This is a genomic window from Pseudomonas alloputida, from assembly GCF_021283545.2.
Classification (GTDB): Bacteria; Pseudomonadota; Gammaproteobacteria; order Pseudomonadales; family Pseudomonadaceae; genus Aquipseudomonas; species Aquipseudomonas alloputida.
The window spans coordinates 3,320,279-3,334,838 of sequence record NZ_CP128540.1 but is presented as its reverse complement, the minus strand read 5'-3'; the positions used below and the strand labels follow the sequence as shown (position 1 = coordinate 3,334,838).

The window sequence follows — 14,560 nt, the reverse complement described above, 5'->3', positions numbered from 1 at the left end:
CCCAGGAAACTGGCAATGCGCAGGGGTTACAAGGCCTTTGCCAAAAACGTCGCCGTGCGGCTGTCGGTACATGCCGCCACCACCTGCGGCGTGCCACTGACCACCACCTTGCCCCCGGCATCACCAGCCCCCGGCCCGATATCGATCACCCAGTCGCTCTGCGCCACCACTCGCATGTCGTGTTCGACCACCACCACGCTATGCCCGCTTTCTACCAGGCGGTTCAGTTGTACCAGCAGCCGGTCGATGTCCTGCGGGTGCAATCCGTTGGTGGGCTCATCCAGCACATACAGGGTCGCCCCGCGGGCCATGCGCTGCAGTTCGGTCGCCAGCTTGATCCGCTGCGCTTCACCACCGGACAGCTCGGTGGCCGGTTGGCCCAGACGCAAGTAGCCCAGGCCGATATCCTGCAGCACCTGCAGGCAACGGCGGGCAGGCGGTTGCTCGGCAAAAACCTGCAGGGCCTGGTCGACGGTCAACTGCAGCACTTGCGCGATGTTCATGCCTTGCCAGCTCACCGCCAGGGTTTCGGGGTTGTAGCGGGCACCCTGGCAGGTCGGGCAGGGCGCGTACACGCTGGGCATGAACAGCAGCTCGACGCTGACGAAACCCTCTCCCTCGCAGTTGGCGCACCGGCCCTTGGCAACGTTGAAGGAAAAGCGCCCGGCGTCGAAGCCCTGTGCCTTGGCCTGCTCGGTAGCCGCGAAGCATTTGCGCACGTGGTCGAACAGGCCTGTGTAGGTGGCCAGGTTGGAGCGCGGCGTGCGGCCGATCGGCTTCTGGTCAACCTGCACCAGCCGCTTGATGCTGCCAAGCCCGGCGCTTACGTGGCCGCTGCTGGTCTGTTCAGGTTCGTCTTCCAGGCTCTGCGCTTCGGGCTCGCTACGTTGCTCGGCATGGCCCAGGTGTGCCCCCACCAGTTCCAGCAGGGCCTGGCTGACCAGGCTGGATTTGCCCGAGCCGGAAATACCGGTAACGGCGGTAAAGCAGCCCAACGGAAATGCGGCGCTCAGGTTATCGAGGTTATTGCGCGTGATGCCTTCAAGCTTCAGCCAGTCGCGGGCCTGGCGGGGGGCGCGTGTGGCCTGTACCGGGGCATCGAACAGGTAGGTGCGGGTGCATGACTGTTGCACCTCGGCCAGGCCGGCGGGCGGCCCGCTGTAGAGGATGGTGCCGCCGTGTTCGCCGGCAGCGGGCCCTACATCCACCAGCCAGTCGGCGCGGCGCATGGTGTCCAGGTCATGCTCCACCACGTACACCGAGTTGCCAGCCTGTTTCAGGCGCTGCAGGGCTTCGAACAGCGCTTCACTGTCGGCCGGGTGCAAGCCGGCCGACGGCTCGTCGAGTACGTAAACCACCCCAAACAGCTGCGAATTCAGCTGGGTGGCCAGGCGCAGGCGTTGCAGTTCACCAGAAGACAAGGTCGGGGTGCTGCGCTCCAGGGCCAGGTAGCCGAGGCCGAGGTCAAGCAGCGTATCAATGCGTTCGAGCAGTTCTTTGGCGATGCGTTGGGCCGCCAGGCGTTTTTCCAGTGTCAGCTCGTCCTGCTGCTGGGTCAGGTAGTCGGCTGCCGCCACCTTGCGGAACACCTCAGCCAGCGCCTGCAACGACAGGTGCGACAGTTCGGCGATGTCCAGCCCGGCGAAGGTCACGGCCAGCGCTTCGCGCTTCAGGCGTTTGCCCTGGCACAGCGGGCAGGTGCTGGGGTGCATGTACTGGGCCACACGCTTGCGCATCTGCGCGCTCTGCGAGTGCATGAAGGTATGCAGCACGTAACGCCGGGCACCCATGAACGTGCCTTGATAGCTGGGCTCGAGTTTGCGCTTGAGCGCTTCGCGGGTCTGCGCCGGAGTCAGGCCGGCGTACACGGGGGCGGTGGGCGTCTCTTCGGTGAACAGGATCCAGTCGCGCTGCGCCTGAGGCAGGTCGCGCCAAGGGATATCGACGTCATAGCCCAGCGTGACCAGGATGTCGCGCAGGTTCTGCCCTTGCCAGGCCATTGGCCACGCCGCCACCGCACGCTCACGGATGGTCAGCGACGGGTCGGGGACCATGGTCGCTTCGGTCACCTCGTAGACACGGCCCAGGCCATGGCACTGCGGGCAAGCGCCCTGGGGCGTGTTCGGAGAAAAGTCTTCGGCGTACAGCATCGCTTGCCCGGGCGGGTAATGGCCAGCGCGGGAATAGAGCATGCGGATCGAACTGGACAAGGTGGTCACGCTACCCACCGAGGAACGTGCACTCGGCGTGCCGCGTTGCTGCTGCAGGGCCACCGCCGGCGGCAGGCCATCGATGGCATCGACATCCGGCACGCCAACCTGGTCGATCAGGCGCCGGGCATAGGGTGCCACCGATTCGAAATAACGCCGCTGGGCTTCGGCATACAGCGTGGAGAACGCCAACGAGGACTTGCCCGAGCCGGACACGCCGGTGAACACCACCAAGGCGTCGCGGGGGATATCGACATCGATGTTCTTCAGGTTGTGCTCGCGGGCGCCACGGACGCGGATGAAACCGCTTGGGGTGGTCGGGCTTGGAGGCATGAAGCAGTCCTTGTCTGAAGCTGAGCAGTGCGCTCAAGTTAACAGCAATTGCAGCGCCCTTGCGTGGGCAGCAGTCAAGGAATCTACCCGATAGAGCCGGTGGGGTGGCAGGGCGCCGGCTGTCTTCGCCTTACCTGACGTTCGTCTCAAGGCTTTTATTGCAGCCCCTAGCGGGTGCCCAGCACATCGCGGATGTTGTCCACCACATTGTTGTCCTTGATCACGTCACTCAACCAGCCTTCCAACGGCATGTTGCCCCACTTGATCGCACGTTCGATCAGGTAGGGTACCGGGCTTTGCGGTTCGCTCTGTTTGAAGTACTGGGCGATGCCCGCAAGCATGGTGAATGCCTCGTCGCGGGTCAGCGGGGTGGTGCGCAGGGCTGCAGGCGCGGTCGTCGGGGGCGTGGCATTCATCGGCTCACCTGCTTCGTGGAGGTTGGCAGCCATGGCCTGTGGCTGTGCTTCTTCCGGGATGGCGGGGTGTAGCTCTACGCCGCGGTCCTTGAGCAGTTTTTCCGCCAGCTGGCTGGCACGCGAAAGCATGTCGGCAAGGCTGGCAAAGCTGGGCGCCTCGTGGCCGAACAGGCGGTCGGCGCTGGCCTGCAGGCGTTTGCATGCATTCAGGCTGGTAGCGATCTGCTGCGCCTTGGCGCGCAGGTAATCGGTGTCGGTAAGCGCTACCGAGCGCTGGAAGATCTCGGCGTTGATCTTGCCTTCGTTCAGTGCTGTCTGCATCGCCTTGGGGTTTTGCAAGGCGAGGTTCTCTACATGGCGTGATTCGTCATAGCGCAACACGCCAAAATTCTGCCCCTGGATAATGGGCAAGCCACCGGCAATGTCGGTGAGCGTGGTCTTCAGCCAGGACAGTCGCGCCGCGCGCTCGTCCAGGCCGTCTTCGAGGGTGGGGTACAGTGTTTCCCAGAACGCAACCAGGAGCTGTTCGGTCAGCTCGAGGCCAAAGGTGATGCCTTCGAAGTGTTCACGCTGGGCCAGCCCCTCGCAGAGCCAGGCCACCAGCATCAGGTCTTTGCTTTGCTGCGCAAGCCCTTGAGCCGACAGGTTGATCACCTGCTCCCAGTCGGCAGTCTTCAAGTCGGTTTGCCAGTCGCCCTGGGTCAGGTAGTCAGGGTCCGCCCGGCGTGCCTCCTTGATCTGATCGAACAAGGCAGAGAAGCTCAAGTCTTCGCCACTGCCACCCTCGATAGGGGCGACCAGTGTGGCCAGCGAGAGGTCATTGAGAATTTCAGGCATAGAACACTCTGGACATGGCTAGTGAACAGCGCGCCGGAAAACCCGGCGCGCTGCGGAACACAGGCCGCCGAAGCGGCCCATGGTTCGGTACGTGCTTAGGCAAACACTTTGTTCGCGGTGCGGTCCCAGCCACCCACGATGTTGCCGCCGGCCTGGCCGTCGGTGCGGTTCTGCTGGGTGTAGGTGGTCTTGATGCGGGCAAAGTTGAAGCTGATTTCTTCAACGGGCAGGTCGCTGACCGCCTTGTCTTCACCACTCTGGTTGCCACCGGCGACAAACTTGACCGAAGAGACCACCACTTCTTCCATGTCGATGGTCAGGTAGGTGACCTTGTCGCCACCGGCACGGTTCACGTTCAGCTTCAGCTTGGCGATGTGCTTGCCGGTGCAGCAGTGTTCGAACAGTTTGGCCGATGCCTTGTCGACTGCCTTGCGGATCTTGAAGTCGCTCAGGGCAACGCGCTCGGAGGACGCACCGCCCGAGGAGCTGGCGGTTGCCGACGTAGCCTGGGTGGCGCCGTACTCGTAGCCCAGCACTTCGATCCAGTCCTTGTGTTTTTCATCCAGTACTTCGCCTGGGATGCCGTCGATTTGGATATACGCGTCAAATGCCATTGTGAAACTCTCCATTAACAACATGTAAAGGGTTGCTCATGCGCCCCTTGGTTTTGACCTCGCCGGGCACGCCGGCAGAGGTAGCTTGCCGCCGCCCGGGCCTCATCCTGTGAGGCCCCGGCGACCGGTTATTGCGGCGTGGCTCAGTTAAGCCCACGCACTTCGATTTCCACCCGGCGGTTGGGCTCCAGGCACTTGATCAACTGCGTTCGCGGTTGTTGCATGTCGCAGTTGACCAATGGCTTGCGGCTGCCTTCGCCCTGCGCGACCACCAGCTCGGCAGGTACGCCCTTGCCAACCAGATAGGTGCGGATGGTTTGCGCCCGTTGTTTCGAAACCTGCAGGTTGCCCTGGCTGTCACCCAGTTGGTCGGCGTGCCCCGAGATGATGATCTTGCCGATATTCGGGGTGTTCAGCAGCTTGCTGGCAATTGCGCTCAGCTGATGCTGGCCTTCGTTTTTCAGGCTCTGGAAATCGGCGCGGCCGAAGGCGAACAGGGTGTCGGATTCCAGCGTGATGGTCTCGATCGCACGCAGTGACTGGGCCCGCAGGCTGTCGATGTAGTTGCGCGAACTGGACATCAGGAAGGCGTTGTCGAGGATGCGCGGTACATCTGGCTCACGGATCTGGTCGCTATAGAACGTGATCTGGCGGCTGGCATACAGGTAGTCCTGGTTGCCACCGGCCTCGCTGCCAGCGGCGGCCATGCTCTTGCCGGTCTGGCGGGCGATGGCCGGGTACCAGTAGTCCGGCAGGTGCGCCTTGAGAAACGCCGGGTCGGCATGCTCGCGCTGGCCCGGAGAAAGCATCACGTAAGTGTCCAGGGCCGCCTTTCCGAAATTGGCGATCGACTGGGCGCGGTTGTCATGGGGCAGCGCCTCGGCCTCTACGCTGTCAATGCCGCTCACTGGCTGCAGCTCACGGGTGTTGCGCTGGTAGACCTTGAGCGTGGTCAGCAGGTACAGGGTGCGGGTCAGATTATCGGCCGTGGGCTTTAGCATCACGTTCTGCAACGTGGCGAAGTAGCGGTCGCGCAGCAGCGGCTCGACCTCATGGCCCTGGTACAGGCCCAGGCGCATGCCGAGGGGCACGCCCTTAGCGTGGTGTTGCTCATGGTAGTGAGCAGCCCAGAAGCGCAAGCGGTCGAGGCTTCGCCAGGCGGTGTACTGGCCGCTGGCCGCCTGGTCGTCGGCCTTGGCCTGGGCCAGTTCGTCGGCAATGCTGGCCAGGGTGGCGCGGTTGTTCAGGTACGACCAGCCCCACAGGCTGCACAGCACCAGTGCCGCCAGGCCGGCGGCGCCCACCCACCCGGCCTTGCGCCGGCGTTCACGGTGGTTGCTGGTGTACAGCGCCACCAAATGCTGGTCGGGAATGATCACTTTGCGGAACAGGCTGTTGATGAACAGCGGCGCCGGCTGGCTGCCGGCAGTGCCCGTACCTTCTGCGTGTTCGAGCGCGAAGCGTTCGGCCACATGCTGGCCGTGGCAGCCCCACTGAGCCTCGTCGGCCTGCAGCGCCGCGGTGAAATAGAAACCGCGCAGCATTTCGGCATTCTGGTAAGGGTTGGCACGCAGCAGGCTGTCGACGAACTGATGCAGGCGCGGCTTGAGCGCGGCCAGCTCCAGCGGGAAGCGGTAGGCAGCGTCGTTCCGCCGGGTGACTTGTATGTCCTGCTGCACCAGCTGCTGGCTCGCCATCTGCCCCCAGTAACGCGTCAGCTCGTCCATCGCATTGCTGAATCGTTGGCCCCAGTCGGCTTGCTCGTACCCCTTGTGAGAGAAGGTTTTACCCATCACTTCACCACGCGCGGCGTCGTCCAGCTGGCGATAGAACGCGGTGAAACCAGGGATCAGGTCGCACTTGGTGAAAACCAGGTAGATTGGCAGGCGCACTTCAAGCAGCGCGCAGCTTTCCTGAATGCGTTCGCGCAGGCGCTTGGCCACGCGCTCCTGGTCTTCGACCGAGCCATGCAGAATATCGGCGATGCTGACGCTGACGATCAAGCCGTTAAGGGGACGGCGCTGGCGGTGCTGGCGCAGCAGTTGCAAAAAGCCGCGCCACTTGCCGGCTTCCTCGGGGCTGTTCATGTAACGCCCGGCAGTGTCCAGCAGTACCGCTTCAGAGCTGAAGAACCAGTCGCAGTTGCGCGTGCCGCCCAGGCCCGCGACCCGCACGCCTTCGCGCTCGGCATAGGGGAAGTTCAGGCCCGACTGCAGTATCATCGTGCTCTTGCCGGCGGCAGGCTGGCCAATGACCAGGTACCAGGGCAGGGCATACAGGGCATCCTTGTTCGAAGTACCGCGCGGCTTGTTGCTGTGCAGGCGCTCGATGCCCTGCAGCAGGCGCTCGCGCAACAGGCTGACTTCTTCCCGGTCGGCCGGGGCTGCACTGAGTACGGCCTGGTCGGCGTCGTCGCGCAGCAGGCCTTCAAGGTTGTGGTGCTGACCCACGCCGCGGTACAGCAGCAGTACATAGCCCGCCGACAGCAGCAGAAACACACCGATCCCGGCCAGCAGGCTGTGCAGCGAGGCGAAGCCGAAGGCGCGGCCGATGGCCCAGACCAGGAAGATCGCCAGGAAGAACGCCACGCCCAGCAGGTAGGGTTGGTAGCGCAGGCAGTAGTACTTGAGCTTGTTCATACAGGCGTCGCATCCAGTGCATCGACGAACTGGTCGATGACATGTTCAAGGGGGCGGTCGTAATCGTGCAGCCGTGGCACCGTTGTCAGCGGGCTGAGCAACTCCAGGTGCTGGCGCGGGTCGGCACAGCCACTGAGCAGGCGGTAGGCACAGCTGGCGTGGCGCGCCGGGAAGCAATACAGCTGCGGGTGCATGAAGTCGTCGGCCAACAGGCTCACTGCCGGCAGCGCTCGGTGTTCGCTCATGCGGGCCAGCCAGGTCAGCCACAGGTCGGCAGTGGGGTTTTTAAGGCCACGTTCGGCCGGCAACGGCAATTCGATGCCGCCTGCAAAGTCGCCCTGCAGCGAGGCACGGCCGAGCTTGAGGTGGGCGAGGGCAGTGGCACTGTCGAAACCTGGCCAGGATCCATGAAGGGCACGGGCCACATCCGCGAAGCTGAAATCATGCAGGAACTTGGCGTGCACCCGGCGGAACAGGTCCAGGTCCTGGCCCTGCAGCGGGCGCAAGGCCTTGATCCGTTCGAACAGGCGGGTGCAGTCGGCGCCTTGCACGGCCTGGTGCAGCATCGGCTTGATCTGCGCGCTGAACAGCTCGCCAAGCGTGAACGGGTTGACCAGCCCAGTACTGTCATCGCCCTTGAGCAACTGGAAGATGAAGAACGGGTAGCGCCGCTGGCTGGCATCGCGCGAGCTGAGCAGGCCACCCAGTAGCCAGTTGCCGTTGCGTGCGCGGTAGGTGAAAAAACACATCGGCAGCGCGTCGAACAACGCCTGCCAGTCATCGCGGTAGCGCATGGCTGCCAGCGATGACTGCAACCAGGCGTCGAACTCGCAGACTTCTTCCGCCGCCCCATGCAGGCTGACGAAATCTGCGCTCGACGGCAGCTTGCCGAAGCAACCAATCATTGCGCGCCCCTGCTGTTGAGGGCGCTCAGGGCCTTGACGTCACCCAGATCGGTCAGCTTGACCCCGCCGAAGTTGCGCACGACAAGGCTTACGCGGCCGCTGGCGGTGTTCCAGCTGAAGCGTTGCTGAATGCCGTCCAGGTCGTCGACCCGAGCGCTCTCATTCATGCGCAGCAGGCCCCACCGCCCTGGGAAGTCGAACACGGTGACCCGTGTGCCGCTCAGGGTGACGACGTCCAGGCGCGCGCCCGGCGCGGTGCTGGTGCCCGGCCAGGCGAAGCGGTTCCAGCTGCTGCGGCCGTTGCGGTAGTGCTGCTCCTGGCCATCGAGGGTGAAGACGATGTCGGTGAAGTTGGCTGAAGGCTCCAGCATGATTTCGAAGCCGTTGTCACGGTCTGACAGGCTGGCGATCACCTGGCCCACGGAGCTGGCCTTGTCGATGCTGTTGAGCATGCCAGGGTTGACCAGCGCCGGCCCCTTGCCATCGCCTACACCCAGACCTTCACCACCGGCCAAGTTGCCGATTTCGTTGCGTTTGAAGGCCGGCAGCAGGCCGCTGTCGGGATCTACGAAGCGTTGCAGGTCTTTCACCGAAGCCTCGTTGCGGCTGCTGCCGGCAATCGGGTAACGGTGTGCCATGACCTGCTCCCAGGGCTTGGCGATCTGCTGCGCCCAGGCCTTGGCGATCTGCTCGCCGGCCGGGTCGCGCAGGGTCGCCCAGGCATACTGGATGGGCAGGCTGAACAGCCCCTGCAGCGAGCGCGACAGGCCATCCTGGCTGGTGTCGACGCTGCTTTCCACGTAGTTGCGCACGGTGGTGATCTCGCTCGGCTGGCCTTCCAGGGTCTCGCTGATCAACTGTTTGCTGCTCTTGCCCACATCCTGCGAGCGCTGGATGTTGTTCATGCGCACCTTGAGTTTGCGCAAGGCGGCCAGGTAGCGATCCATGATGGTGCTGTCGGCGCCTTCGGCGTTGTTTTCGGCGAACACCCGCGCCACCGGCTCGAAGCGCTTGGCCAGGCTGCCGTCGTCCACCGCCGGCAGGGCCGGGGCGACGTTGGCAGGCAGGGTGTCGTTGGCGTCGAACAGACCGGTGACCTTGCTCCAGAAACCGTCATCGCGGCTGGTGCCTGGGGCCGGGATGGCCTGCTTGACCGGCAGGTCCCACTGGGTATTGTCGTTGACCGCCTGCAGCAGGTTCTTCACTGGCGAGTTCTGTACGTCGCTCAACAGCCCCAGCTCCCGGGTCGCCGAGGCCAGGTCGGCGAAGTGGCGCACGCCAACGCTGCTGACCATCTTGTACCAGGCCTGGGTGTAGTCGCGCTTGTAGCGGGTCATGAACTCGCGCACGAAGTTGGCCTTCTGCACGAGGGCATCGCCGCCTTCGCCGTCCAGCACCCAGTCCGACTCGTTGCGCAGGTTGCCCGACACCAGCTTGATCAGCTCGGGCTTGACGAAGGTGTCCCAGCCCTGGCGGGTGTAGATCGCCGGCACACCAGCGGTTCCGTACAGCAGCGCGCGGCCTGGTTGCGGGACCAGGTCGTTGAGGCTCAGCGCCGGGAACTGCCGGCTCGACTCGAGCTGCAGGCGCAGGTATTCGCGATCGACCAGCGAGCTGGAGATCATGAACGACTTGAGGTTCTGCCGGGTTTCGTTGATCAGCTGTTCGTTGCGCGGCAACGACGGCGCCTGGCCCTGCTCCAGCAACTGCACGTACAGCGGGGCATTTTCTGCGATCACGCCAGCGTCGGCCGGGGTGCCTTCGCCTGCGGCGCTGGCCCAGGCCTGGGGCAGGCTGGCAGCGACGAAGGCCGGGTCTGGATGGGCCTGGGGCTCGGTCAGCAACAGGTACAGCTTGAGGGTGTTGTAGGCCTCGATGATCGAGGCCACCTGCTGCTCGTCCAGGCGCCCGAGCATTTCTTCGGACAGTGACAGCCCACCGGTGGCGGCGGACAGCTCGGCGCCATCGCTGGCAGTGGCCAGGTTGACCTTGGCGGCATAGGCGCCAGCGCGGGTGTTGCCCAGCGCGGCCTTGGCCCTGGCCGCAATGGCAGGGGCCAGCGGCTTGCCATTGCGCTTCTTCGGCTGCGGGGCCGGGGTGAATTCCAGCTCCTGGTTAATACCGTTGGCGAAGGTATTGAACGCCCGCATCTGCACTTGCAGGCTGCGTGCGATCGGTTCCAGCGCCTGGCTGCGCAGCTGCGCCAGGTAGGCGCTGCGGGTCACCTGGTGAATCGCCTCGCCCTGGTACAGGCCGCCACCCAACTGCAAGGGCACTCCCTGCAGGCGATGGGCCTCGACGTTGGCCATCTGCTCACGCAGCACTTCCAGGCCCTTGCCTGCGGCCAGCTGCTGCTCGCGGTCTGCTGCCTGTTCGATGTGCGCCAGCTGCCCGCGCAGGCTGTCCAGCCACTGGCGGTTATTGGCGAACGACAGCGCTTGCCAACCGATGAACAGCAACCCGGTGGCGGCGGCCAGGCCCAGTAGCAGCGGGCTGAACGCAGCCTGGCGGCCCAGGCGCGACTGGTAAAGGATCAGGTCGCGGTCGGGGAAGATCACCTGGCGGAAAGTGTCGGTGATGAAGTAGCTGCGGTTGCCCAGGGCCTTGCCGACGTGCCCGGCCTGTTCATCGTAGGCGGCCTGCAGGGCGAATTCGTCGGCGATGACGTCTTCATAGACCTGCCCCAGTTGCTGCCCGTTCTGCAGTGCACTGGTGAAGTACAGGCCACGTAGCAGCAGCGGGGCACCGCCGCGATGGCCGCGGGTGAAGTGTTCGAGGAATTGCTCGAGCACACCGCTGAGGGCGGCGAAGTACTGCGGGAAATTCAGCAGGGTGCTGTCGGCTTCGGCACCGAGGGCGATCATCTGCGCGTCGACGTGCTGGCGAATATGAGCTTGCAGCTTCTTCAGGCGCGTCTGCAGCACGGCGTGCAGGCCGTTGGTGCGGATTTCCGAAAGGCCAAAGGTCATGCCCAGCGGCTGCTGGCGTTCGTGCAGGTCGAGGCCGTCGAAAGCCTGGCTGAAGCCCGGCAACTGGTCGGTCTTGCTCAGCATCAGGTAAACCGGCGGGTTGGCATCGAGGCATTCGGCGTATTCTTCCACCCGGGCCACCAGCTGGGCAGCCAGGGCATTGCGCTCATCGCTGTTGGCCGCCAGCAGTTCGGGCAGGCTGACCACCAGGACCAGGCCATTGATCGCCGCTTTGCCGCGCTGCTTACGCAGCATGCGCAGAAAGGCCGAGAACTCGCTGGCCGATTGGTCGTCGCGCAGGTAGCGCCCGGCGGTGTCGATCATCACGGCGTCGGGGCTGAAGTACCAGTCGCAGTGCTGGGTGCCGCTTTCACTGTCGTTGGCCGTAGCGATGCTGGCCGACAGGCCGGAATGGGTCAACAGCGAGGTCTTGCCGGCCGCCGACATGCCGACCACCAGGTACCAGGGCAGGTCGGACAGGGCCGCCTTGCCGCCGCCACCGGCGGAGCGGTCGGTGCGCAGCATGGTGATGGCGTGCTTCAGGCGCTCACGCAGCACCTGCTGGTCACGGAACTCGCCAGTGGCATTCCACGAGCGGTCGACCTCGATCTGCAGCAGGTTCTCCAGGTTGTGTTCGGCGCGAATACGCTGGTATTGGCGCAGCACGATTACCAGCAGGAAGCAGGCACTGATGATTGCCAGCGCTTCAGGCACGTGATGACGCAGCCACGGCACCAGCGGCGCGGCCAGCCAGCAAATCAACAGGCTAGCCAGCCACAGCAATGGCAGCAGCAACCAGAAACTTTTCAACAGACGCAGTAATGTTTTCATGTCTTCCTGACTCGGCTACCTGGTATGTGCTCAGGCACTGAACAACTGGCGGATTTGTTCGGACAGGGCGGCGACGTCCTTGCCAAGCAACCAGTCCAGCGTCAGGTACACGGCGACGCAGACCAACGCGATAAGCGCCAGATACACCCACAGCGGTACTTCATGGCGCAGCATCTGCGACACCTGGTCGGGCAGTGCCCAGTCCGGTGACAGGGCTTTGGGCGCCTTGCGGTAGCGGGCGATATCCTGGCCCAGTGTATTGGCCAGGTAACGCAGCTGGTCCTTTTGGCCGAGGCTGAACTTGCCCTCGAAGCCCAGTGCCAGGCACAGGTGGTAAACCTCGAGCACGTCGATGTTCTGCTTGACGTCGGCGCGCAGCGCATCGACCTTCTCGAAGAAGCCTTCGCCGGCCAGGTGCACGCCGAAATAGCGGAACTGCAACGGCTGCAGCTCAAAGTGCCGACGCAGCGCATTGTCGTCCGAGCGCAGGACGCTTTCGTCGAGGAAGGCGCACAACGCGTATTGGGTGTCCTTGACCTGCTCGACGCTGTAGTTGGCGGCACGGGCATCACGTTCCAGGTTGGCGAAGAAGCGTTCGACGCTACCTTCGAAGGCCTGCACCGAGGTGACCTGGCGGCCGCGACGTACGATCAACGCCATGCTGATGAAGTCCTGGACCAGGTCCTTGAGCGTCGGTTTGTCGCTGGCGGCCGGGACGGCGCCCTGTTGCAGTACGGCTTCGGTCATTTGAGCACCGCCATCAGTTCAAGCTTGAGGTTGGTAAAGGCGCTGGGCGCATAGAAGCAGATGGCCTGGGCGCTGATCATTCGCTCATACACAGTGCCGTGTGGCTCGATGGCGAAGTACTGGTTGTCCAGGCGCACCGGAATCGCGTTCGGCAGCCGCGCGGCATGATTGAGGGTGACACCCGGCATGGCGCTGTTGACCACCACTTCAATGTCTTCCGGCGAACCGACCTTGAAGGCACGGGGCACCAGCTCCAGCAGGCTGGCGCCGGGCATGTCGGCGTGCACGGCGATATAGAAGTCGGCTTCGGCCAGGCGCGGGTCGTGCAGTTGGCCTTGCCAGTGCGATGGCTTGGTCTGGGTCAGGTTGATGACAATGCACTGGTTGGGCACGACGTTGTCGAGCATCACCCGGATCATTTCGTCGAGCTTGACCAGCGACGCGGCCGGGTCGTGGTGGTCGTACTCGGGGATGTCGCTGAGCTGGGTGTCCAGGGTGAAGGTCAGCAGGCCGCCGGCAAGGTCGGCCAGGAACAGGTACAGGCGCTCTGGGTGCAGGCGCGGGTGGGCCAGTAGATGAGCCAGCTGCGGGTGGGCACGGTTGACCGTGTTCAGCAGCCAGAACAGGGTTACATCGCTGGAGCCGAACTCGGCGATCTGGTCGGCGCGCTCGCGGCGCCGGCCGGAAAGCGCCTTGCTCTTGGCCTGCAGGGCGCCGAGCAGGCGTTTGCCGATGCCGGCAATGGTCTCGTGGCTGCCCAGGTGCAAGGTGGGGTGGACGAAATGCGGGTCAAGGTTGAAACCGCCCATGCTGTTGCGTGTCAGCTTGGCCAGAGGGCAGTGGCTGTAACCGTCGAGGCTGTCACCGTCGACCAGCAGTACGACGTTCAGGCGCAAGCTGGTGATTTCGTTCTCCAGCTCGCCTTCATTAAGGTCGGGCAGGGTGTCGAACTGCTTGCGGAAACGCCGTGCGGCCTTGTGTTCGTGGCCATCCTCGACGTAGTTGAGGCCGAATGGCTCGGGCAGCTTGAGCGCAGCATAGACCTTCAGGTCGTTGGCCTTGAGCAGGTCCTTGAGGTCGCGCGCGGCCGGCAGCGGATCGTGCTGCGGCGCGTCGTAGAGGCTGCCATCGGGGAACACCAGCTTCAGGCGCTTGAGCTGCAGTGAACCATTGGCCAGGGCGTCCTCGTCCACCTGCAACGCCTGAACCCCCCAATGGAAAGGGGTGCTGCGCAGGGTCGCCTCAGCCAACTGGTGCTGATGGAATTCGTCCTGATACTGGAAGTGCTGGGGCAGCAGGAACATGCCTTCCGACCACATCACCCGGCTCTGCTTGCTCATTTGACGCTATCCACTAAAGAGTTGAAGGTTGAATCCATGGCGTTGCTGGCCGACTGGCTGGCGGCGTCGGTGGCTTTGTCGATGGCCGCGTCCTGCACCTTGTCGGTGAGGGTCGCGTCGGCATCCTTGGCCTTCTGCGCAGCGGCAAGCTGGTCGGCGGTCGGCGGTTTGTTCAGTACGTCCACGCCCCGCATGGCGCTGATTTCGGTGTTGTCCACCAGTACCCGCAGGCCGTCGGAGGAGAACCAGATACCGTCCTTGCGCAGCGAGTTGGCGTCGAAGGCGACTTTCCAGCGCGCGTCCTGCTCATCGCGGAAGAACGCCGCCACGCCGACGTAGCGCGCGTTCTTGGCCAGCGGCCACTGGTCGATCTGGCCAATGCCGGGCAGCAGGGTGATCTCGCGGGTTTCCACCAGGGTGTTGCCCAAGGCTTTTTGCGGGGCGTCCCACAGGGTCTCGGCATCGGTAGCCGCGAAGCGCTCGAGGTCGGTCAGCTGATACACGCGCATCACCACCGACAGCGGCTTGCCCTCGGCGTCGGGGTTGAGCTGGTTGCCGCCGTCGGAGGTCAGGATGACCTTTTCGCTGTCGGCCAGCATGTCGGCCGCCCAGCTGTCTTCCATGCGCTTGCCGATACGGTCGGTGACCCCGCAGCCGGCCAGCGCTACCAGCAAGGCGGCTGCGGTCAGGCGTTTGAGGACGATGTGCTTGTGTTGCAT

The 14,560-nt window shown here is 64.1% G+C and carries 9 protein-coding genes; all 9 read right to left on the bottom strand.

Features of this window, described 5'->3' with window-relative positions:
* Nucleotides 1–26: 26 nt before the first annotated feature.
* The gene (locus tag LU682_RS15215) at nt 27–2,543 is read right to left on the bottom strand and encodes an excinuclease ABC subunit UvrA (protein WP_010953985.1); all 2,517 of its coding nucleotides are present in this window, start codon (nt 2,541–2,543) and stop codon (nt 27–29) included.
* Between the two features lie 167 nt (nt 2,544–2,710).
* Nucleotides 2,711–3,796, bottom strand: coding sequence for a type VI secretion system protein TssA (gene tssA / locus LU682_RS15210; RefSeq protein WP_010953986.1), 1,086 nt, complete (start codon nt 3,794–3,796; stop codon nt 2,711–2,713).
* 95 nt (nt 3,797–3,891) lie between these two features.
* Nucleotides 3,892–4,410, bottom strand: a complete 519-nt coding sequence (locus tag LU682_RS15205; protein ID WP_049586088.1) for an Hcp family type VI secretion system effector — start codon at nt 4,408–4,410, stop codon at nt 3,892–3,894.
* Nucleotides 4,411–4,553: 143 nt separating this feature from the next.
* Nucleotides 4,554–7,049 carry a type VI secretion system membrane subunit TssM gene (tssM, locus tag LU682_RS15200; protein WP_010953988.1) on the bottom strand — a complete coding sequence of 832 codons (2,496 nt, stop codon included), beginning with the start codon at nt 7,047–7,049 and terminating at the stop codon, nt 4,554–4,556.
* Complete coding sequence (tagF, locus tag LU682_RS15195) at nt 7,046–7,954, bottom strand: type VI secretion system-associated protein TagF (protein WP_049586086.1); 909 nt, start codon at nt 7,952–7,954, stop codon at nt 7,046–7,048. Before tagF ends, tssM begins: the two co-directional genes overlap by 4 nt.
* Nucleotides 7,951–11,754, bottom strand: a complete 3,804-nt coding sequence (locus LU682_RS15190) for a type VI secretion protein IcmF/TssM N-terminal domain-containing protein (RefSeq protein ID WP_060488963.1) — start codon at nt 11,752–11,754, stop codon at nt 7,951–7,953. The genes tagF and LU682_RS15190 overlap by 4 nt, the downstream gene beginning before the upstream one ends.
* Before the next feature lie 30 nt (nt 11,755–11,784).
* Nucleotides 11,785–12,501 carry a type IVB secretion system protein IcmH/DotU gene (icmH, locus tag LU682_RS15185; RefSeq protein WP_010953990.1) on the bottom strand — a complete coding sequence of 239 codons (717 nt, stop codon included), beginning with the start codon at nt 12,499–12,501 and terminating at the stop codon, nt 11,785–11,787.
* Entirely contained in the window at nt 12,498–13,841 is a 1,344-nt protein-coding gene (gene tssK / locus LU682_RS15180; RefSeq protein WP_010953991.1) for a type VI secretion system baseplate subunit TssK, read from the bottom strand. The genes icmH and tssK overlap by 4 nt, the downstream gene beginning before the upstream one ends.
* Complete coding sequence (gene tssJ / locus LU682_RS15175; protein ID WP_004576638.1) at nt 13,838–14,560, bottom strand: type VI secretion system lipoprotein TssJ; 723 nt, start codon at nt 14,558–14,560, stop codon at nt 13,838–13,840. Before tssJ ends, tssK begins: the two co-directional genes overlap by 4 nt.